Source organism: Streptomyces griseosporeus (assembly GCF_014656055.1).
In the GTDB taxonomy this organism is placed as follows: domain Bacteria; phylum Actinomycetota; class Actinomycetes; order Streptomycetales; family Streptomycetaceae; genus Streptomyces; species Streptomyces griseosporeus.
This window is the reverse complement of sequence record NZ_BNBR01000003.1, coordinates 19,143-39,913: the sequence shown is the minus strand read 5'-3', so window position 1 is coordinate 39,913 and position 20,771 is coordinate 19,143. Positions and strand designations below refer to the sequence as shown.

The window sequence follows — 20,771 nt, the reverse complement described above, 5'->3', positions numbered from 1 at the left end:
CCCCGGCCGTTCGTTGTACGGTTTCTGATGTTCCCGCCGATTGCCGGCGGGCCCATCAATCCCGTACCGGCGGGTCATCCGGACACCTATGTATGTGGGGACGCTGTCCTTCGACCTTCTGCTCGGTGACGTACGGTCACTGAAGGAGAAGCGCTCCGTCGTCCGCCCGATCGTGGCCGAGCTCCAGCGCAAGTACGCCGTGAGCGCGGCGGAGGTCGACCATCTGGATCTGCACCGCAGGGCCGGCATCGGCCTGGCGATGGTCTCCGGCGACGCGGGGCACCTCACCGACGTACTGGACCGGTGCGAACGGCTGGTCGCCGGCCGCCCCGAGGTGGAGCTGCTGTCCGTACGGCGGCGCTTCCACGGCGACGACGACTGATTTACGAACACGAACAGGAAGAACGGGAGACGACCAGTGGCCGACAACGCGCGGGCCAAGAGGCTGGCGGACCTCATCCGAGAGGTGGTGGCCCAGAAGCTGCAGCGTGGGATCAAGGACCCGCGGCTCGGCTCACACGTCACCATCACGGACACCCGGGTCACCGGTGACCTGCGGGAGGCGACCGTCTTCTACACGGTGTACGGGGACGACGAGGAGCGGGCGGCCGCGGCCGCCGGTCTGGAGAGCGCCAAGGGCGTGCTCCGCTCCGCGGTCGGCGCAGCGGCCGGCGTGAAGTTCACGCCCACGCTGACGTTCGTGGCCGACGCCCTGCCCGACACCGCCCGGACCATCGAGGAACTCCTCGACAAGGCGCGGGCCTCCGACGAGAAGGTGCGCGAGGTCTCCGCCGGCGCCACCTACGCCGGTGAGGCGGACCCGTACCGCAAGCCGGACGAGGACGAGGACGACAGCGCCGAATGAGTTCCAGGCCCACCCCGCCCGACGGCCTCGTCATCGTCGACAAGCCGTCGGGCTTCACTTCGCACGACGTCGTCGCGAAGATGCGCGGCATCGCGCGCACCCGCCGCGTCGGCCACGCCGGCACCCTCGACCCGATGGCGACCGGCGTGCTCGTGCTCGGCGTGGAGAAGGCCACCAAGCTCCTCGGCCATCTCGCGCTGACCGAGAAGGAGTACCTCGGCACCGTCCGCCTCGGGCAGAACACGCTCACGGACGACGCCGAGGGGGAGATCACCTCCTCCACCGACGCCTCCAAGGTGACCCGCGAGGCCATCGACACCGGCATCGCCAAGCTGACCGGCGACATCATGCAGGTGCCGTCCAAGGTCAGCGCCATCAAGATCAACGGCGTACGGTCGTACAAGCGGGCCCGCGAGGGCGAGGAGTTCGACATCCCGGCCCGGCCGGTCAGGGTCTCCTCCTTCGCGGTTCACGACGTCCGGGACGCCGTCGCCGAGGACGGCACCCCCGTCCTCGACCTGGTCGTCTCCGTCGTCTGCTCCTCCGGCACCTACATCCGCGCCCTCGCCCGCGACCTGGGCGCCGACCTCGGGGTCGGCGGCCACCTCACGGCGCTGCGCCGGACCCGGGTGGGGCCGTACAAGCTGGACGCCGCGAAGACGCTGGACCAGCTCCAGCAGGAGCTGACGATCATGCCGATCGCCGAGGCCGCCGGGGCCGCCTTCCGGCCCTGGGAGGTCGACGCCCGCCGCGCCCGGCTGCTGCTGAACGGCGTCCGCCTGGACATGCCCGAGGAGTACGCCGACGCCGGACCCGTGGCCGTCTTCGGCCCGGAGAACCGCCTCCTCGCGCTCGTCGAGGCGCACAAGGGCAAGGCCAAGAGCCTGGCCGTCTTCGGCTGAGGCGCCCGTACGGTCCGCCCGTGGAGCGGCGAACACGGGGCATCCACTGCCCGCCGCTCCACGGTCCCCCCTCGGTTCCCCCACCCCTAGGGTGTATCCAGACCTCCCCGTCCCGTCACCCGTCCGGGCGGGCGCTCGGAGTGAAGCGGGGGAGCACAAGGGGGCGCGTTCGTCACGCGATCTGTCCCGCCGATCACCGCCTGCCTACCGTCGAGAGCACAGGCAGGGGCACAGGCCCAGGGCACATGCGGGGCGGGGAGGGACGGCCATGGCGGGACGGGGCCCGCGGGACGACGGGCAGACGGTCGACGGGCAGACGGTCGACGGGACCCGGCTCCCGGACACCCTTCTCGTCCATGTCACCGACCTCGCCGGACGCCCCCGCGGCGTCGGCTTCCTCGCCGACCACCTCGGCACCCTCGTCACCGCCCACGAGGCCGTCGACGGCCTGCCCCGGCTGGTCCTGCGCACCGCCGACGGCCGCGACCGGGCCGTCACCGCCGACGCCGTCACCCCGCTGCCGCACCGCGGGCTCGCCCTGATCCGCACCGAGGGACTGGGGCTGGAACCGCTGCCGCTCACCGTGCGGGACCGGGTCGACGCCGGCATTTACGTCCGCGTCCCGGCCGGCTGCTGGCGCGAGGCCCGGGTGCTGGGCACGACCGGCGCCACCTACACGGCCACCGACCGCCGCCACCGCCTCGACGACGCGCTGGAACTGGCCATCGGCACCGCGGGCCGCGACGCGCTGCGCCTCGGCGGCGGCGCGGCCGGGGGACCGGTCCTGGACGCCGTAACCGGCGCCGTCGTCGGGGTCGTCGCCACGGCGCTGACGGCCGGACACGCCGCCGCCGGCTTCGCCGTCCCGCTGCGCCCCGCCGACGGCGGCCCGCTCGCCGAGCTGCTCGCCCGCAACGCCGCGACCGTGCCCGCCTACGGAGCCGACCTCAACCTGGCCGGGATCCTGGAGCTCACCGCCACCTCCGTCGGCCAGGACGGCCCGCCCGCGGGAGGCGGCACCGACGTCGAGCCGGTCGAACGGGACGCCATCGCGCGGGAGTTCGCCGCGTTCGACGCCGGGGACGCCGCCGTCCTCGCCCTCGTCGGCCCGCCCGGCTGCGGCCGTACGACGGAACTCGCGGCGCTCGCCGCCCGGCGCGGCCGGGACCCGCAGCCGGCGCCCACCCTGTGGCTGCGCGGCGCCGACCTCCGCGAGGGCGACACCGGTATCGCGGACGCGGCCCGCAGGGCCCTGACCCGGGCGGCCCGCATCGTGGCAGCGTCCCGAGGGGCGGACGTGGCCTGGCCCGGCGACCTGGCCGAGGCCGGCGGTCGCCCTGCGGGGGCAGCCGATCGCGGGGCCGGTGCCGTCGCCCCGGTCGCGCACGGTTCCCACCCCGCCGACCCCTGCCACCCACCGGCCCCCGGCCCGCAGCACCGCCAGACGGCCGCTACGGGTACCCCCGACACCCCCGACGGCTTCGATCCCGGGCGGCCTGCTCGGCTCGCCCGTGCCGCCGGGCGGCCCCTCCTGCTGCTGCTGGACGGGCCCGAGGAGATGCCGCCGGTGCTGGCGCATCGGCTGGGGGAGTGGACCGCGGGGACGGCGGAGTGGCTGCGGCAGACGGGGGCGCGGCTCGTGGTGGCCTGCCGGGACGAGTACTGGGAGGGGGCCGGGGCACGGTTCCCGCGCGAGCTGCTGCACGCCGGGCTCGACGGCGAGGGCGACGACACGCTGCCGCCCCACGTCCGCCTCGGCGACCTCGGCGAGCAAGAGGCCCGCCTGGCCCGGCAGCGGTACGGCATCCCCGAGGGCGCCCTCGCAGCGTCCGACGCCCGCCACCCGCTCGCGCTGCGCCTGTTCGCCGAGGTGCGCGCCGCGCTGCCGGAGGCGCCCCGCGTCCGTGCCGACCGGCACGACGTGTTCGCCGCCCACCTCGACCTGCTGTGCCTGCGCGTCGCCGTGCGGCTCGCCGCGGGCAACGGGCTGCGCGGCACCGCCGTACGCCGGCTCGCCGCCAAGGTCGCCGGGCAGGTCCACGAGGCCGCCCGGCGCAGCCTCGGGCCCGGACAGGGAGAGCTGGACCGCGAGGCCTTCGAAGCGGTGTTCCCCTGGGGGCCCGCCCCGGACCGGCTCGGCGGCGGCACCGGCTGGGCCTCGGCCGTCCTCACCGAGGGCCTGCTCGTCCCCGCCGGCGGCGGCTACCGCTTCGCCCACGAGGAGCTGGCCGACTGGCTCCAGGGCATGCACCTCGACCTCGACGAGGCCCTGCGCGCCCTCGTCCACCGCCGCCCGCACGAGGCGCACCCGCTGCCCGTCCCGCACCACCGCATCGGCCCCGTCGTGCAGGCCCTGCTGCTGATCGCCCGGCAGCACGGCACCCGGCGGCTCACCCTGCGCCTCGACGAGCTGACCGAGACCCTGGACGCCGACCCAGACTCCTGGTGGGCGGCCCGGCTGCTCACCGAGGTCCTCAGCCGGGTGCCGGACGCCACGCCGTACCTCGGCGTGCTGCGCGACCTCGCCGACCGGATCGCCGGCCGGACGCTGCCGCCGGGCCGTTTCGGCCCCGCCTTCTGGACCGGGCTGCGGCTGCGCGCCGCCGACCGCTTCGACCTGCTGCGCCGCCTCGTCCTCGCCGACACCGCCCCGCACGACGGCGGCGCACCCCGCTACCTGGACAGTACGGCCCGGCTGCTCGCCACCGACCCCGCCGCCGTACAGCCGTATCTCCTGGCCTGGTTCGATGACGAGCGGCCGCTGCCCGCGACGCCGCACGCCACGGTCGCCACCGCCGCGCAGGCCCTGCTGCACACCCACCGGCACCGTGCCCTGGACGACCTCACCGAGCTTCTCGTCGACCGCGCCCACCCGCGCGCCGGGGAACTGCTCACCGTGCTCGCCGAGGACGAGCCGGCGGCGCTGTGCCGGGCCGTGGACCGGTGGGCGCGCGACGAGCGGCCCGACCGGCGGGCGGCGGCGGTGACGTACGGACTGCGCGCCGCGCCGCACGTGCGCACCGAGGCCGACCGTGAACTGCTGCGCTACGCCGCCCTCGCCCTGCTCGCCCGCCCCGCCGACACCGACCTGCACGGCGGCGCGCTCGCCCTCCTCGTCCGCGATCCGGCGACCCGCGCCCGCCACCTCCCCCAGGCGCTGCGCCGGTTCGCCGCCGGAGACCCCCAGCTCCCGCCGGACGCCCTGCTCACCGCCCTGGCCACGCACGCCGACGCCGTCCTCGACGCCTTCCGCACCCGGCTTGCCGGACCGGCCGCGGGGGCGGCGCTGCGCGCCCTCGCCGAGGTCACCGAGCCCGGTCCGGCCCGCCGGATCGCCGAGCTGGTCCGCGAGGCCGCCGCCCTGCGCCCGGACGCGGCCGAGGACGTCGCCGCGTACGTCGACACCCGCCTCGACCAGGGCCCCGGCGCCCGCGCCGACCTCCTCCCGCTGGTCACCGGCCTGCTGGTCGGCGGGCCCGAGCGGGTACGGGCCGCCCTCGCCGCCGTCCTCGCCGCGCCCGGCGCCCCCGCCTCCGGCCCCCTGCGCCGCGAGCTGCGCGACCTCCTGCTCGCCCACGAGCGGGACCCCGGCGTCCTCGCCGCCCTGCTGCACGCCGCCGTCTACAGCACCAGCGGGGACGAGCTGCGCGATCTGCTGCACCGCACCGGCCTGCAGCTGGCCCGCACACCGGAGGGCGCCGCCCGGTTCGACCACGGCCTGGTCGACCTCGCCCGTCACGTCCCCGGCTTCGCCGCGCGCGTCGCGGGCTGGCTGGCCGGGACCCCGGCGGAGTGGGCGGCCCTGGTCGGACCGGGCGCTCGCCGCACGATCGAGAACCTGGCGGGCGTCCGCGTACCGGCCTGAACGGCCTGGCCGCACGTGCGCCCCGTCACAGGACCGATGCCGATGCCGGGCACAGGCGCGCGGCATGGCACCCTTAGACCTGCGTAAGTGGTCAACGGTAAGTACCGACACGGGTTCGAGGAGCGGTCACAGTGCAGCGCTGGCGTGGCTTGGAGGACATCCCCCAGGACTGGGGGCGCAGCGTCGTCACCATCGGCTCTTACGACGGAGTCCACCGCGGCCACCAGCTGATCATCCGGCATGCCGTGGACCGCGCCCGGCAGCTGGGCGTGCCGGCGGTCGTCGTCACCTTCGACCCGCACCCCAGCGAGGTCGTCCGCCCCGGCAGCCACCCGCCGCTGCTCGCCCCGCACCACCGCCGCTGCGAGCTGATGGCGGAGCTGGGCGTGGACGCGGTGCTGATCCTGCCGTTCACGGCGGAGTTCTCGAAGCTGTCGCCGGCCGACTTCGTGGTGAAGGTCCTGGTCGACAAGCTGCACGCCAAGGCCGTCGTCGAGGGCCCCAACTTCCGCTTCGGCCACAAGGCCGCGGGCAACGTGGAGTTCCTCACCGAGCAGGGCAAGGTGTACGACTTCGAGGTGGAGGTCGTCGACCTGTACCTCACCGGTGAGGCGGGCGGCGGCGAGCCGTTCTCCTCCACGCTGACCCGGCGCCTGGTCGCCGAGGGCGACGTGGCCGGCGCCGCCGAGATCCTCGGCCGGCCGCACCGCGTCGAGGGCGTGGTCGTGCGCGGCGCCCAGCGCGGGCGCGAACTGGGCTTCCCCACCGCGAACGTCGAGACGCTGCCGCACACCGCGATCCCGGCCGACGGCGTGTACGCGGGCTGGCTGCACGCGGCCGGCGAGGCGATGCCGGCCGCCATCTCCGTCGGCACCAACCCGCAGTTCGACGGCACCGAGCGCACGGTGGAGGCGTACGCCATCGACCGGGTGGGTCTTGACCTGTACGGCCTGCACGTCGCCGTCGACTTCCTCGCCTTCGTGCGGGGGCAGGCCAGGTTCGACACGCTGGACGCGCTGCTGGAGCAGATGGCCGAGGACGTGAAGCGGTGCCGTGAGCTGGTGGCCGAGGCGGAGGCGGAAGGCCGGTAGCGGAGGCTGCGACGACGAAGGGCGGCCGGTGCCTGGTGGGCACCGGCCGCCCTTCTGTGTGTCCGCGTCCCGCGTCCGCGGTTACTGTTGCGGCGGCTGCGGCTGGGCCGGGGGCTGCGGGCCGGGCTGACCGGGCTGCGGATAGCCGTAGCCGGCGGGGTAGCCCGGCTGGGGCTGCTGCTGCGGCGGCTGGCCGGGCTGAGGGGCCTGCTGCGGATAGGGCTGCCCGGGGTGGGCGGGCTGCTGCCCCGGCTGGCCGTACGGCTGCTGCCCCGGGTGCGCGGCCTGCTGCGGATACGGCTGCTGCGGGTAGGCCTGCTGCTGAGGCTGGCCCGGGTACGGCTGTCCCGGCATGGGCTGCCCGGGCACCGGCGCGCCCGGCACCGGCTGGCCCGGCAGTGGCTGGCCCGGCATCGGCGGGGCTGCCACCGGCGGCGGGTTGCCGTCGCTGGTCCACAGGCCGTGCATCTGCTGGTGCCGGACGAAGTCCTCGGCGACCATCGCGGCGAGGTTGAAGTACGCCTCCCGCACCTTCGGCCGCATCATGTCGAGGTCGACCTCCGCACCGGCGGCCAGGTGCTCGTCGAACGGTACGACGATGACGCCCCGGCACCGGGTCTCGAAGTGCGCCACGATGTCCTCGACCTTGATCATCTTGCCGGTCTCGCGGACCCCGGAGATGACCGTGATGGACCGGGAGACCAGGTCCTGGTACCCGTGGGCCGAGAGCCAGTCCAGCGTCGTACTGGCGCTGGAGGCACCGTCCACGGACGGCGTCGAGATGATGATGAGCTGGTCGGCCAGGTCCAGCACACCGCGCATGGCGCTGTAGAGCAGGCCGGTGCCCGAGTCGGTGAGGATGATCGGGTACTGCTGCCCGAGGACGTCGATGGCCCGCCGGTAGTCCTCGTCGTTGAAGGTCGTCGAGACGGCCGGGTCGACGTCGTTGGCGATGATCTCCAGGCCGGAGGGGGCCTGCGAGGTGAACCGCCGGATGTCCATGTACGAGTTGAGGTACGGGATCGCCTGGACCAGGTCGCGGATGGTCGCCCCGGTCTCGCGGCGCACCCGGCGGCCGAGCGTGCCGGCGTCCGGGTTGGCGTCGATGGCGAGGATCTTGTCCTGCCGCTCGGTGGCGAGCGTGGAGCCGAGCGCGGTGGTCGTCGTGGTCTTGCCGACGCCGCCCTTGAGGCTGATCACGGCGATGCGGTAGCAGGACAGCACGGGCGTGCGGATCAGGTCGAGCTTGCGCTGCCGCTCGGCCTCCTCCTTCTTGCCGCCGAGCTTGAACCGGCCGCCGCCCGCGGCGGGGCGGCTGCTCTTCGCCTTCTGCCTCTTGTTGTTGAGCAGACGGTCGGAGGACAGCTCGACGGCCGCGGTGTAACCGAGCGGCGCCGCACCGGGGTTGACGGGCTGCCGCTGGTCGTGCTGCAGGGGCTGCGGCCAGGCCGCGCCGGTCCGCGGGTCGACGGGGGGAACGGGAGCACCGGGCGCACCGGGGCCCCCGGGAGCGCCGGGGGCGCCGGGGGCGCCGACGGGGGGCTGCTGTGCGGCCTGCTGCTGCGCCGGCTGGGGCGGGAAGCCGTACCCGCCGGGCTGCGGCTGGCCGGGCGTGCCGGTGGGCGGGAAGCCGTAACCGCCGGGCTGCGGCTGCGGCTGCGGCTGTGGCTGTGCCGGGGGCTGCGGTGCCGTGGGGGCGGCCGCGGCCTGCTCGCTGCCGGGCTGCGGGAAGCCGTATCCGCCGGGCTGCGGCTGCGGCTGTGGCTGTGCCAGGGGCTGGGGAGCCGTGGGCGCGGGCGGGGCCTGCTCGCTGCCGGGCTGCGGGTAGGCGTACCCCGAGGGCGGGGCGGCCGGGGCGTTGTGCCAGGCGGCGGGGGCCGGCTGCGGTGCCTGCGGCTGGAACGGCTGCTGCGGCATGTGCTGCTGGGGCACCTGCGGTTGCGCGGGCGCGGCGGCGTCGGCCTGGGGGAACGGGACGCCGGGCGGCTGGGCCTGGCCCGGGACCTGGGGGTGGGGCTGCGGCTGTCCGGGGAAGGGCGGCTGCGGCTGGCCCGGGACCTGGGCCTGCGGCAGCGGCTGGCCGGGGACCTGGCCCTGCGGCAGTGGCTGGCCGGGGACCTGGCTCTGCGCCGGGCCGTGCGCCTGGGCCGCCTCGGCGGCCGCCGGATGGCCCTGCTGCGGCTGGGCCGGCCAGTGGGCGGCCGGGGCCGGGGCGGCGGGCTGGTACGACGGCGGCAGCGGCGGCACACCGTCCTGCGGCGCCGGCGGCGGAGTCCACGCGGGGGCGCCGTCGGGGCCCGCGGCGGCGGCCTGCTGGGCGTCGCCCTGCTCCGGCTCGCTGCCCTGCGGGGCGTCCGCCGCGGGGGCCTCGGAGGCGGTGTCCTCGGCGGTCTGCGGGGCGTCCGTGCTGTCGCCGGCGTCGGGAGCGTCCTCGGCGGAGCCGGCCTCCGCGGTGCCGTCGTCGGTGGTGCCCTCGCCCTCATGCTCAGCCTCGGCGGAGCCGGACTCGGACGTCGTTTCGCCGTCCGCTTCCCCCTTGGAGGCGTCCGCGCCCTCAGCACTGTCGCCCTCGGGCGCGGCGGTCTCGCCCTCGGACGCCTCGTCCGCGGTGGCCGTGCCGGCGACGTCACCGGAAGCCGGATCCTCCGGCTCGCCCGACCCGGTGGCCTCCGCGGCCTCCGCGGCCCCCGCGCCCTCCTCGGCCGTCGTCTGCTCCGGCGTACCGGTGGCCTCCTCGGCGTCCGGCGCCGAGGGGTCGAGGGCGGCCGTCGCGGCGGCCGCGCGCTCGGTGATCTCCCGCTTCAGCGCCGACGCCGAGATACGCATCGTCGCACCGCTGACCAGGTCGCCGTTGGCGGACTCGTCCACCTCCGACGCCTCGGGCGCGAGCGGCGCGGCGGCCTCCGGCGAGGCCACGGGAGCTGGCGCAGGTGCGGGCGCGGGCGCGGCGGGGAACGCGCCGTCGGCGGCCTGCGCCGGAGCGCCGGGGTACCCCTCGGGCGAAGGCGCGGCAGCGCCGCCGTACGTGCCGGCCGCCGGATACCCCGCGCCCTCCGACGGCGTCGGCGCCCACGCCGGCTGGAAGCCGCTGCCCGGCGGCAGGTCCGGTACGGCGACCGGCGGGCCCACCGGCGGAGGCGGCGAGGCGGGACCGGGCGCCGCGGGCGGCACGGGAGCGGGGGCCGCCGGCGCCGGGCCGGAGGCGTTCTGCGTGTACCAGGCGGGCGGCGCGTAGTCGATCGTGAACTCGCCCGTCATCTCGATGGCGGACTCCGCGTCGGTCTGGTCGTCGTCGGGTGTGTCCCAGCCCCCGCGGATACCGTCCCGATCGCTGTTCACAGTTCCTCCTGGTGTGGTCGAACACCCTCATGCCGTGCTGGGGGACGACCGTTCCTGTCGTACGATTCGCCGGGCTGTTCCCCCGGTGCCCTGGACCCTGTCGTCGCAGAGCGCGCACACCCCGCTCGCGAGTACTCGCGCAGTGCCCTGCCCCAGCCTAATCACGAAAGCCGGGGACCCGGCAGGCCCGCCCACCCGTTTCCCGTCCGTCCGGCGTGACACACCGGCGCGGAACCGGTCAGGCACCGACACGCGTACACCACACGTACACCAAACCGTGACGATCGGCGCCCTCAACAGGGGTGCCCAGGCGGGCATGAGCGAGCCATAGCGCTCACATCCGGACAGAAACGGGCGAGTTGGGGTCGGGTCGGGGTCGGCTCAGTCCATCCGGCGGGCCACGCCCAGCAGTCCGACCTCGGCGTCCGTCGCCTGCGTCATCACGTACTGCCGGTCCCGGTCCGTGCACCACAGCGTGACGCCGTCCTGGAGCGAGGGCAGCGAGTCGATCTCGGGGCGGGGCAGCGCCAGCACCCGGCCGATCTCCGCCGCCTCGTCGGGCGACACCCGCTGCACGCCCACCAGCCGGGCCTGCCGCATCAACCGCGGCGCGACCGGGCTGAGATACGGCAGCAGCGTCAGCACCGACTGCCAGGGCGCCGACGCCACGCGCCCGCGCGGCGGACGCATACCGCAGTCCCGCACCACCAGCACCGGCGTACCCGCCGAGGCGCCCTGCGGCGGCACGCGGCCGACGTCGTACACCGCGAGGCCGTTCTGCCCGCCGCCCATCGCGTGCACCATCGGCATCCAGGCCTGGGCGCGGCCCGTCTCCACGGCCACGCGCGCGCCGGTCGCCGCCGCGCGCAGCGCGAGGACCTGCGCGGTCCACAGACCGCCGATGAGCACCATGTCGTACGGCGTGGGCCGGTTGACGCCGAGGACGGCCGGCTGCCCCTCGGTGTTCACGCCGACCACCACGCCGTCGTCGCCGATGGGCAGGGTCAGGGTGTCCGCCTGCTCCACGGTGAGCGTGTGCCGCGGATGACGGGGGCCGAGCAGGCCGAAGCCGGTGCGCAGCCGCTCCCCGAAGGACGGTTCCGGGGCGGTGGAGGTGTCGGTCGTCATGGCCATCAGCGGGCACCTCCGAGCGGCAGGGTGGCGAGGACACCGGGGAGTTGTTCACGGTCCAGGCGGGCCAGGCCGGTCTTCGCTGCTCGCGCGGCGCGCTCCAGGTCGCGGCGGGCGTTGGTCAGCTCCTGGTTGCTGCGGCCGGTGATGCGCAGATGCCCGGTGACGGTCACGTCCTGCCGGCCGCCCTTGGCCAGCGTCAGACTGAAGGTCGTCGCCAGCGCGGGCACTGTCGTCAGCTGCGCCACCAGCTGCGCGAGCGAGCTGCCGTCGCCGCCCAACTGCGGCCAGCGGCGCACCCAGTAGGTGGTGTGCCGCCGGTTGTCGCAGCGCCAGCTGCGGCTGGACTCCTCGGTCCGCCGCTGCGGCGCCTCACCACGTCCGGCCTGCGCGGCCTGCGCGGTCACCATCGGGTTGGCGCACGCGGAGGTGGCGATGGCGGCCGTCAGCTCCTCCTCGTTCAGGATGTTCGCCCGGAACCCGGCGCCGGTGAGCCGGCTCGCCAGATGCTCCGCCGCCCGCGCGAGGCACTTCTGCGCGCCGGTCAGGCCGCCGCCGCGCGCGGCGACCGCCTCCGGGCACAGCTCCGGGTCGAGCTTCAGCGCGATCCAGGTGATGCGCACCGCGGGGGAGCCGGTCTGGGCCTGCAGCGGCGCGTAGTTGCTCACCACGACCGACTGCTGGGGCAGGTGCAGCGCGGGCGCGGGCTGGGTGTGCACGACGATCTGCGCCGACTCCAGCCGGATGCCGTCGACCTCCAGCACGTCCCGCACCAGGGCCACGGGCAGCGGTCTGCGCCCGCGCTCGGCCCGCAGCGCGCCGGCGTCCGACTCCACCTGGAGCACGGCGGTCAGGAAGCCGCCGTCGCCCACCATGCCCACCGGACGCTGGTCGCGGTCGTCGCCGCGGCTGTAGCTGTAGGTGCGCAGGCTCGGGTCGCACTCCACGGCGGGCGCGAGCCCGGAGTCGGTGCCCGGCGGCACCGGTGTGCTCGCGGCCCTGCGGACGCGCGCCCGCAGCGCGAGCAGCGTGCCGAGCCACTCCGGCAGGGAGCGGCCCCGGCGCCGTACGACGGCGAGGACGACGAGCAGCGCGGCGACGACCGCGGCCGGGATCAGCACGTACGTACCGGCGATCCAGCCGCAGACGACCAACGCGGCGGCCGTCTCAAGCAGCACCAGCCGCTGCACGGCGAAGGAACCGCCGCGGCCCGAACGGGACTTCAGATGCGGTGTGACGGGCCCCCGGTGCGCGGTGGCCGCCGAGGCCTGCGGCGGGGTGCCCTGCGGGGCGGGAGAGGCCGCGCCGCGGCCCCTCGACCGGCGCTGGCCGGCCGATCGTGAGCCCGATTGCGATCGCGACCGGGTCCGCGTCGCGGAAGCCATCACTCCAAAACCCCCGAACTCTCCCGAAAACCCTTGGCGCTCCTGCCCGTCACGCCCCGAGCACCCTACCCGTGCCACCAGCACGGTCACGCAACAGGCATAGTAGGGGGCGGCTCTGACAGTCGAGGCAGCAGAGGCAACCGAGGACGGGGGACGGATCTTCACAGGTCCCCCACGGCTCCGCAACGGGGAGAGAGCGGACACAGATGGCATCACGGCGCGACGAACTCAACGCCTACACCTTCGCGAAGCGCCGCACGCTCGCGTCATTCCTGCAGCCCTCGCCGTCCGGCTCGGAGGAGGGCGCGCCCAAGCCGCTGTCCGCGCTCGTGCCCGGACTGGTGGTGGGCGTGGTGGTCCTCGCCGTGTTCGGTGCGATCGGCATGTTCAGCCCGACCGCGCCCAAGGGCTGGGACACCCCGGGCGAACACGTCATCGTCGCCAGCAAGTCCACCACCCGCTACGTGGTGCTGAAGACGGGCAAGCAGACGCAGCTGCACCCGGTCCTGAACATGGCCTCCGCCAAGCTCCTGCTGGACCCGAGCAAGAACAGCGTCATCACGGTCGACGAGAAGGTCCTCGACAGCGGCAAGCCTCCGCACGGCGCCACCATCGGCATCCCCTACGCCCCCGACCGCCTGCCCGGCGACTCCGAGGCCGGCTCCGCCAAGCGCTGGGCGGTGTGCGAACGCCCCGGCGACGGCGGCCGGGCCATCCAGAAGGCGGCGTTCGTCTTCGCCAAGAAGGAGTGGTCCAGGACGGAGGGCGCCGACAAGCTCGGCGGCGGCGACCTGATGTACGTCGTCGGACCGGACGGCAAGACGCAGTACGTCGTCGACGCCAAGGGCACCAAGTACCAGCTGGCCGACCCCGAGGACAAGGAACTCCTCAAGGCCCTCGACACCCAGGGCCGCGCCCCGCAGCGCGTCTCCAAGGAGTGGCTGGACACCCTGCACACCGGTGACCCGGTCGCCATCCCCGCCCTCTCCGCCGCCGACGGCACCCCCGGCCAGAAGGCGAACGCCTCCACCGCCCTGGGTGAGTACGACAAGGTCGGCGAGGTCATCAAGGCCTACGACGGCCAGGTCATGCAGTACTACGTCGTCCTGCGCGGCAAGGTGGCCCGCATCTCCGAGTTCACCGCGACCCTGCTGCTCAACAGCGGCGACCTCGTCGCCGTCGGCCAGGCCGGTGAGGCCCAGCAGGTCAGCCCCGGCGCGGTGGCCGACAGCACCAGCTTCGACGGCGACAAGAACTGGCCGTCGTACCGGCCGCGCACCGTCAACAACGGCGCGAGCGCCACGTCGGGCCGCAACACCGTCTGCAACGTGCTGCGTTCGGTGAACGCGGCCGACGGCCGGACCACCCTGTCCACCTGGGTCGGCACCGCGTTCCCCGCCCAGCTGCCCACCGGCTCCTCCAGCGCCTACGTCACCCCGGGCTCCGGCCAGCTCTACCGCCAGTTCAAGGGCACCGAGACCAAGGCCGGCGGGGTCTTCCTGGTCACCGACACGGGCCTGCGCTACGCCCTGCAGTCCAACAGCGACAGCGCCACCGACGACAAGGGCATCGGCACCTCGGCCCAGCAGAAGAAGCAGGAGCTGGCCGAGGCGAGGATCGCCCAGACCCGCCTCGGCTACGAGAAGGTGACCCCGGTCCCCGTCCCCGCGGAGTGGTCCACGTTCCTGCCGACGGGCCCGCGCCTGTCGGAGGCGGCGGCCCGCCAGCCGCAGGGCTCGTAGGCGAGACGTTGGGTCACGAGGGCCGGAGGACGACGAACTCATGCTGAAGGCAAGGATCCTGGCGGTCGCGGGAGCGATGGCGGCCACCACGCTGGCCGCGCTGCCCGCCCCCGCGCGGGCCGACGACGGCGGCCAGTGCACCTTCCCGTCGAAGCCGTACACGGGCCGCCCGTGGGCGCTGCAGCGCGTCAACCTCGACGAGCTGTGGGCCCAGTCGACGGGCAAGAACGTGCAGGTGGCCGTCATCGACACCGGCGTCGACGTGAAGAACCCGCAGCTGAAGAAGGCGGTCGACGCGTCCAAGGGTGAGAACCTCCTGCCCCGTAAGAACGCCAAGGGCGAGGACATCGACCGGGGCAACAACCAGGGCACGACCGACACCGTCGGCCACGGCACGCGTGTGGCGGGCATCATCGCGGCCCGCCCTGCGAAGGGCACCGGTTTCGTCGGTCTCGCGCCCGACGCCACGATCATCCCCGTCAAGCAGAACGACGCCGAGGGCAACGGCACCGCCGGCACCCTCGCCCAGGCGATCAAGCACGCCGTCGACAAGGGCGCCGACGTCATCAACATCTCCCAGGACACCGCCAAGGCGGTCGCGCCCGAGGCCAGCCTGCAGCAGGCCGTCGACTACGCCCTCGACAGGAAGGTGGTCGTCGTGGCCTCCGCGGGCAACGACGGCCTCGGCGGCAACGTCAAGCGCACCTACCCCGCCTCCTACCCCGGGGTCCTCGCGGTGGCGGCCTCCGACCGCAACAACGAACGCGCCTCCTTCTCCCAGGCGGGAGATTTCGTGGGCGTGGCCGCACCGGGCGTCGACATGATCTCCACAGTTCCCGGCGGCGGCCACTGCTCCGACAACGGCACCAGCTTCTCCGCGCCGTACGTCGCCGGGGTCGCGGCGCTGCTGAAGTCCAAGTACCCCGCGTGGACGGCCCAGCAGGTCGTCGCGCAGATCGAGCAGACCGCGGAACGCTCCATCCCCGGCCACGACCGCAACGTCGGCTGGGGCGTCGTCGACCCGGTCAAGGCCCTCACCGACGTCGACCCCAAGCACCCCGTCGAGTCCCCGAAGCCGGAGAACGGCGTGGTCCGCGCCGCGGCCCCCGACGTCGCCCCCGTCCACTTCGGCGAGACCGCCGACGAACGCAACACCCGCCTGGCCACCTACGTGGTCGTCGGCGGCCTCGTCCTGGTCGCGGGCCTGGGCGGCACGGCGGTGGCGGTACGGGACGCGCGCAGGCGGCGGGCGCGGCTGGGCGGTGGCTGACGTGCCGACCCTGTCCCGCATCCCGCCGCGTCTGCGGCTGCCCCTGGCCGGGGCCCTCGCCCTGACCGTGGCGGCGGCCGTCGGCGTGACCCTGCTGACGCGGGACGACGACGGAGGCCACCGCGCCGCCAACGCCGCCCAGCTGAAGCGGGCGTGCGGCGGTCTGCTGCCGTACGCCGACCTGCGCGACCGCGTCCCGGACGACGTACGCGGCGAACTCGACGAGTACGGCACCCTGCTGGACCCCGGCCAGGAGAGCCGGTCCCTGCTGAACTGCACCCTGGACTGGAAGGACCGCGGCGGCCTCCACGTCGAGGCCACGACGCTCGTCAACCGCCTCCCCTTCGAAGTGAAGACGGAGGACCTTCTGACCCCCGGCCACGAGGCCCCCGGCGTCACCGGCCGGCTGGCGGACGACAAGCGGCTGTGGATCGTCGCCGAGTGCCCGAACGGCATCACCGGGCGGGCCCGCAAGGCCACCCAGCTGTATGTGGGCGTCGGCGTGGAGAAGGCGTCCGCCCGCGCCGAGTTCCGGGTGGCGGTCGCCGTCGCGAACGGCATCGCGTCCCGCGCGCACTGCGGCACCGCCCCCGCGGCCCTGCCCACCCGGGTGATCGACACGTACGAGGAGCACGACGCGGCCGGCGGCCCCGTCGACTCCGGCGACTACGACGACATCCGCGTCGACGAGCCCGGCCGGGGTGTGCGGAAGTGCGCCTGGTCGGCCGCGAAGGGCTCCGCCCCGCTGCCCGGCACCTGGACCGTCACCGGCGACCTCCAGGACTCCCGCCTGCTCAGCGTGTGCGGCGGCGAGCGCCGGACCGACCCGGGCGGCGGCCTGGCCGACCCGCAGCCGGCCGACCTGGAGCCGCTCGCCTTCGACACGGCGAGCTGGGCGGGCGAGCTGGGCGCGGAGGCGTACCGCGACTACCGCGAGGAGGGCCGCTCCCCCGGCTTCGACGACCGCTCCGACAACACGCTCACCGAGGAGGACGCGGCGCTCGCGCTGTGGGCGCGCTCCGAATGCGCCGCCGGGACGACGTACCACCGGGTGTCGATCCGCCCGAACCTCGCCCACCTCGCCGACCCGGAGCTGGGCGGGCACACCCTGACCCGCGCCGAGCGGGCGGGGCTCTCCCGCGCGGTGAGCCGGCTGATGACGGGCTATCTCACCGCGCCGGACGGCTGGCCGAAGGCCCAGCACTGCCATGACACGAAGCTGCTCGGGGAGGTGGAGGAGTGGCGCTGACCCGCAAGCGGACCGTGGGCATCGCGGCGGTCGCCGCGGCGGCCCTGCTGGCCGGTGGGGGAGTGTTCTGGCTGTACGGCCAGAACGACCGCGAACTGGCCCGCGCCTGCGGTGGCATGCTCGCCGTGGCCGACGTGCGCGCGGTGCTGGGCGACGGCCGGCTGGACGTCGAGACCGATTCCGGCACCGACCGTGACTCCTGCGAGGTGACCGCCGAGGGCGGGCGGAGCGCCCGGGTCGAGATCGTCGACGCCACGCGGACCGGCGAGCCGGGCCGCCGGGACCCGCTCCCGGACCTCGGCGGACCGTCCGCCCGCGGGCTGGCCGTGCCGGTGGGCAGCGGCTGGTCCGGCCTCTTCGCGGCGGGGGACGACGAGGACGGCAAGGCGACGGTGACCCTCTCCCTGACCTGCGCCAGGAGCAGCGCGAAGACGGCGACGGGCAAGCCGGTCACTGGCCTGGTGGTGTCGGTCCGCACGGAACTCGGCACGACCCTCGACGACCCGGCCGACCGCCCCGCCTACACCCGTATCGCCACGGGCACGGCGGCGAAGGCGGCCGACGCCTACGGCTGCCAGACCCGGCTCGGCGCACCCCGGATCCGCACGGTCGGCCTCCCGGTGACCTGGGAGGAGTACGAACCCCTCACCGGCACGACCGGCACCTGCGCGGGCGTCCCCACGGCTCCCGGCGTCACGACGGCCCGCGAGACGGCCCGGGCCGGCGCCCCCGTCGAGCGGTGCCTCCTCGGCGACGACGACTACGCCGACGAGCGCTACACCCTGCAGGCCCTCTTCGGCCCTTACGCGGCCCGCGAGAGGGCCTACTACGCGGAGAGACGCTACGACTCAGCCCCCACCCCCGCGGACGCCCCGAAGGGCCGGCTGAACGACGACGCCGACTACTGGGCGTCCGCCGCCTGCCCGGGAGACGGCCGCGAACGCGCCCTGTTCCTCATCCAGCGCACACACCCCAGGGACGCCCCCCGCCCGACGGAGGCGGAACAGGCCTACGCCCGGCAGGCCCTGCGAGCCTTCGCCGAGCGCGCGGCGACGGCCCACGGCTGCGCCGCGCCGACGACGCCCTAGCCGTTCTTCTTCAGACAGGGCTGCTGCTTCTTGAGGGAGGCGGTGTAGCCGGAGACGAACTCCCTCATGGCGGCCTCGTCCTTGCGGCCCGGCTTCAACGTCTGGATCAGGGTGCTGATGTCCTCCTCCTCCACGTTCGCGCCCCGGCACTTCACGAGGGACACGGCGGCATGGTCCACGTAGGCGACGGAGCCGCCCTCCGCGGACTTCTGGTCGAGCACGTGGAGACGCTGGCTCAGGATGCTCTGCGCCGACCGGCCGACGGTGATGCGCTCCTTGCTCACGATCAGCACCACCTCACCGTCGACCGAGACCTCGCACAGCCCCGTCCCCTGCGCCGAACCGTCGGTCCGCTCCACGGAAAGCTGCTTGCCGGCCGCCGGAAGCAGCCGCGCCAGCGCATCCGCCGGAACGGACACACCACACAGCGCCTTCGGCACCGTGAACTCCCGCTCCGGCTCGCCGGACGAGCACCCGCCCGCCGCCGCAGCGAAGAGCAGCACAGCACCGACTGCGAGGAAGCGCCTGGAAGTCATCCGCCACTGCTCTCCGATTTCCACTGGGCACCGTCCGTGTGGCTGACACCGGCCTGGTCGCGGGCGGCACGCCGCAGATCGTCGGCCGTGTCGGGATTGATGTGGTGATTGTTCACGAGCGCGTGATCGACCGCGGCTGCGGCGGAGTCGATGGCCGCGTTCCGGCCGCGCGTGTACTCCGTGCCGGCCTCCGCTTGCGCCTCAGGCGTCGTGTCCTTCTCGATGCTCTTCATGATGGACTCCTGGATGTCCTCCGAAGCCCATCCCAGAGCGGTTCCGGCGATCGGGACGCGTTCGCCGACCGTCTCGATGCCCATGCCCAGGATCCGGTCGACCCACTTCTGCTTGTCGGCTGCGGCCTCGTTGTACTCCTTGTCGGAGGCCGTGTGGTACTCGTAGATCGCGTGGGCCCGGGCGTCGCTCATGATGCCCGCGATCGCTGATCCCGGGGCCACCGCCGACTGGACGCGCCCGTCGAGCGACGCCGTGGACTGGCTGTCGCCGTTGATGACGCGACCGACGACGTCTGTGGTGTAGGCCTGCTGCGCAGTCGTGATGGTCGCGTAGGCGTCCGGGTCCTGCCCTACCTCCCCCAGGAAGCGGGCGACATGGTCGGAGTCCAGACCCGCCGCCGCCCCGAACGTCGGGAACAGCTCGCTGCTGGGATCCTCCCGGTACATGGCCCGCTGGAAGTCCCCCATGTACTCCGCCGTGATGTCCCCGAGACTGCCCCGCAGCGCGTACAGCGGCCCCGACTCCTCGTCGATGTCACCGTTCTCGTTGTGCCGGATCAGCTCGGGGTGCTCGCCGAACTTGTCGACGATGTCGCGGACCAGGCCCGCCCGCGCTTCGGTGTGCTTGATGGCGTCCGCGGTGTCGTCACTGTCGTACGGGCGGCCGGTCGTCGCCGACTCCAGCGCGTGCCCCAGCGCCTCCGGGCCGAAAGTGAGCGCCTTCTTCGTCTTGTCCTCGTCGGCGAGGACGTTGTTGTCATTGGTGTCGATCGTCCACTCGAAGTCCTTGTCGGTGAACAGATCCAGGTAGGAGTCGAAGCCGGGCTTGCCGTCCTTCTTGACCGTGCCGTCCTCGTTGTACGCGGTCGGCGGCTGCGTGAAGAACTTCTCCGACGCCTCCGGGCTGTGCCCGAGCGCCTCCAGGACGCTGTTGAGCGGATCGTTGCCGCTGCCGAGCCCGCCCGAGGGGTTGAACCCGTAGCTGTCGGGCCAGCCGCCCGGCTTGTTGGAGAGGAAGAAGTACGGGTCCTTCTTGTGCAGCTGCGTGACGTGCTCGGCGATCGGGGTGAGGAAGCGGGGATCGTAGTTGCCGTAGCGCAGCAGCCCGCCGAGGACCTGGTAGCCGTACGGCTTGTTCATCTGCCCGGCTTCCCAGCCGATCGGCTTGGTGCCCAGCCGCCGGAACTCCGCCGCCCAACTGTCGGGGACGTGGTGGGCGTGGTCGGGATCGGTGGCGTTGGCCAGCGTGTACCCCATGACCTTCTGCAAGTCCTGCACGGCGGCCAGCCGGGTCTTCGTCGCGTCGGGGTCCGTGCCGTCGATGGACATGTCGGCGTAGAACTGCAGCGCCTTCTCCGGGCCGCCGAGCCCCTGGTAGAACTGCGTCGCGAACTCCCCGTCCTTCTCCGCCGAGTTGTACCGCAGCAGTTCGTTCAGCTCACGCAGCTCCGCGTCCGTCATCTTGTGGCCCTTGCGGGCGAGTTCGACGGCCCGCTCGGACTCGGCGTCGTTCAGCGACTCGTACGCGGCGTGCCCCGCGTCGTGCGCGTCGTTGCCGTGGCTCTTCTCCAGCGCGCGGGCGACGGACGAGTCGATCTCGGCGGCGTGCGCGAGGATCTGGTTGATACGGCTCTCCAGCGCCTGCCGGGAGTCCAGCTGCTCCTGCGTCCGCTCGTCCGTGTCGCCCCGCACATGCGGGAAGAAGCAGCGGACCGTGCCGTCGCCGTTGTCCTCCACGCGCACGCCGAGGCCCGCGGCGTCGCCGTCCACGGCCTGCTTGAGCTGCTTCTGCAGCGCCACCAGCTCGGTGTGCCCGTCGTCGAGCACCTGGTAGATGCTGTTCGCCTCGGCGTGCAGGTCGCCGATCTCCTTGGCCGTCTTGCCGATGAACTCCCGCGTCACCGTCGCGTTGACGCCGGCCCACCGGGCCCGGTCGGCCTTGGCCTGCATGCCCTGGACGGCGCTCTCCGCCGCCTTCTTCAGCCCGTCGACGGTCTTCTTCCAGTCGGCCACCGCGGAGCCGAGCTTGCCGAGATCGACCTGTACGAGGTCGGTGTAGGTCAGAGCCACCGCAC

14 protein-coding genes are annotated in these 20,771 nt (G+C 74.2%); 9 read left to right on the top strand and 5 right to left on the bottom strand.

The annotated features are described in order from the left end of the window. Positions 1-88: 88 nt before the first annotated feature. From IE308_RS14920 to IE308_RS14900, 5 genes are all read left to right on the top strand, one after another. Entirely contained in the window at positions 89-382 is a 294-nt protein-coding gene (locus IE308_RS14920; protein ID WP_110631363.1) for a DUF503 domain-containing protein, read from the top strand. Positions 383-418: 36 nt separating this feature from the next. Beyond that, positions 419-865 carry a 30S ribosome-binding factor RbfA gene (rbfA, locus tag IE308_RS14915; protein WP_190218345.1) on the top strand — a complete coding sequence of 149 codons (447 nt, stop codon included), beginning with the start codon at positions 419-421 and terminating at the stop codon, positions 863-865. Further along, the gene (gene truB, locus IE308_RS14910; protein WP_190218344.1) at positions 862-1,767 is read left to right on the top strand and encodes a tRNA pseudouridine(55) synthase TruB; all 906 of its coding nucleotides are present in this window, start codon (positions 862-864) and stop codon (positions 1,765-1,767) included. The genes rbfA and truB overlap by 4 nt, the downstream gene beginning before the upstream one ends. A 268-nt stretch (positions 1,768-2,035) precedes the next feature. Then, positions 2,036-5,632: a trypsin-like peptidase domain-containing protein gene (locus tag IE308_RS14905; RefSeq protein WP_190218343.1), complete on the top strand. Its 3,597-nt coding sequence runs from the start codon at positions 2,036-2,038 to the stop codon at positions 5,630-5,632. Between the two features lie 131 nt (positions 5,633-5,763). After that, the gene (locus IE308_RS14900) at positions 5,764-6,723 is read left to right on the top strand and encodes a bifunctional riboflavin kinase/FAD synthetase (protein ID WP_110631373.1); all 960 of its coding nucleotides are present in this window, start codon (positions 5,764-5,766) and stop codon (positions 6,721-6,723) included. 81 nt (positions 6,724-6,804) lie between these two features. Here IE308_RS14900 and IE308_RS14895 read toward each other — a convergent pair whose 3' ends face one another. From IE308_RS14895 to eccE, 3 genes are all read right to left on the bottom strand, one after another. After that, entirely contained in the window at positions 6,805-10,062 is a 3,258-nt protein-coding gene (locus IE308_RS14895; protein WP_190218342.1) for an SCO5717 family growth-regulating ATPase, read from the bottom strand. A 381-nt stretch (positions 10,063-10,443) separates the two neighbouring features. Then, positions 10,444-11,196 carry a hypothetical protein gene (locus tag IE308_RS14890; protein ID WP_373314505.1) on the bottom strand — a complete coding sequence of 251 codons (753 nt, stop codon included), beginning with the start codon at positions 11,194-11,196 and terminating at the stop codon, positions 10,444-10,446. Beyond that, a complete protein-coding gene (eccE, locus tag IE308_RS14885) occupies positions 11,196-12,578 on the bottom strand; it encodes a type VII secretion protein EccE (protein WP_190218341.1) in 1,383 nt (460 codons plus the stop codon). The genes IE308_RS14890 and eccE overlap by 1 nt, the downstream gene beginning before the upstream one ends. A 206-nt stretch (positions 12,579-12,784) precedes the next feature. Here eccE and eccB point away from each other — a divergent pair, with 206 nt between their 5' ends. The 4 genes from eccB to IE308_RS14865 are packed head-to-tail and all read left to right on the top strand — an operon-like array spanning position 12,785 to position 17,927. Beyond that, positions 12,785-14,320, top strand: a complete 1,536-nt coding sequence (eccB, locus tag IE308_RS14880; protein WP_110631379.1) for a type VII secretion protein EccB — start codon at positions 12,785-12,787, stop codon at positions 14,318-14,320. Positions 14,321-14,360: 40 nt separating this feature from the next. Beyond that, positions 14,361-15,590 (top strand): type VII secretion-associated serine protease mycosin, encoded by a 1,230-nt coding sequence (gene mycP / locus IE308_RS14875; RefSeq protein ID WP_190218340.1) that lies wholly within the window; start codon positions 14,361-14,363, stop codon positions 15,588-15,590. 1 nt (position 15,591) lies between these two features. Beyond that, entirely contained in the window at positions 15,592-16,839 is a 1,248-nt protein-coding gene (locus IE308_RS14870; RefSeq protein ID WP_190218339.1) for a hypothetical protein, read from the top strand. Beyond that, positions 16,830-17,927 carry a hypothetical protein gene (locus IE308_RS14865; RefSeq protein WP_229908890.1) on the top strand — a complete coding sequence of 366 codons (1,098 nt, stop codon included), beginning with the start codon at positions 16,830-16,832 and terminating at the stop codon, positions 17,925-17,927. The genes IE308_RS14870 and IE308_RS14865 overlap by 10 nt, the downstream gene beginning before the upstream one ends. Here the strand turns inward: IE308_RS14865 and IE308_RS14860 are convergent. Both IE308_RS14860 and IE308_RS14855 read right to left on the bottom strand, forming a co-directional pair. Then, positions 17,924-18,463 (bottom strand): hypothetical protein, encoded by a 540-nt coding sequence (locus IE308_RS14860; RefSeq protein WP_190218338.1) that lies wholly within the window; start codon positions 18,461-18,463, stop codon positions 17,924-17,926. The genes IE308_RS14865 and IE308_RS14860 overlap by 4 nt on opposite strands. After that, a complete protein-coding gene (locus tag IE308_RS14855) occupies positions 18,460-20,766 on the bottom strand; it encodes a hypothetical protein (RefSeq protein ID WP_190218337.1) in 2,307 nt (768 codons plus the stop codon). Before IE308_RS14855 ends, IE308_RS14860 begins: the two co-directional genes overlap by 4 nt. Positions 20,767-20,771: the final 5 nt, after the last annotated feature.